General features: G+C 44.2%; 1 protein-coding gene. It reads left to right on the top strand.

Going from position 1 to position 895, the window contains the following annotated elements:
- Positions 1 to 895: tRNA 2-thiouridine(34) synthase MnmA (mnmA, locus tag D8792_RS10805; RefSeq protein ID WP_125374005.1), on the top strand; the 895-nt coding region annotated here is incomplete at both ends.

Below are 895 nucleotides of genomic sequence, written 5' to 3' on the forward strand. Positions count from 1 at the left end.
GAGCGGAGGTGTTGATTCATCAGTAACTGCCTTGCTCTTGAAAGAGCAAGGTTACGATGTGATTGGCATCTTCATGAAAAACTGGGACGACACAGATGAATTTGGTGTCTGCACAGCCACAGAAGATTACAAAGATGTAGCAGCTGTTGCAGACCAGATTGGCATTCCTTACTACTCTGTCAACTTTGAGAAAGAGTACTGGGAACGTGTTTTTGAATACTTCTTGGCGGAATACCGAGCTGGTAGGACTCCAAATCCAGATGTCATGTGTAACAAGGAAATCAAGTTTAAAGCCTTCCTTGACTATGCCTTGACACTGGGCGCTGATTACGTTGCAACGGGTCACTATGCTCAGGTGAAGAGAGACCAAGATGGCTTGGTTCACATGCTGCGTGGCAAGGACAACAATAAGGATCAGACTTACTTCCTAAGCCAACTATCACAGGAACAACTTCAGAAGACTATGTTTCCTCTGGGTCATTTAGAAAAGCCAGAAGTTAGAGCGATTGCTGAAAGAGCTGGCTTGGCCACTGCTAAGAAAAAAGACTCAACTGGCATTTGCTTCATTGGTGAGAAGAATTTTAAAGAATTTCTGAGTCAATATTTACCAGCCCAGCCTGGTCGCATGATGACAATGGATGGCCGAGATATGGGTCAGCACGCAGGACTCATGTATTATACCATTGGCCAGCGGGGTGGTCTTGGAATTGGTGGTCAGCAGGGTGGTGAGAATGAACCTTGGTTTGTGGTCGGAAAAGACCTTAGCCAAAATATCCTTTATGTGGGTCAAGGATTTTATCATGACAATTTGATGTCAACTAGCCTTGACGCTAGTCAGGTTCATTTTACAAAAGAAATGCCAGAAGAGTTTACTATGGAATGTACAGCTAAGTTC

The sequence above is a fragment of the Streptococcus cristatus genome (assembly GCF_003943505.1).
GTDB classification, from domain to species: domain Bacteria; phylum Bacillota; class Bacilli; order Lactobacillales; family Streptococcaceae; genus Streptococcus; species Streptococcus cristatus_E.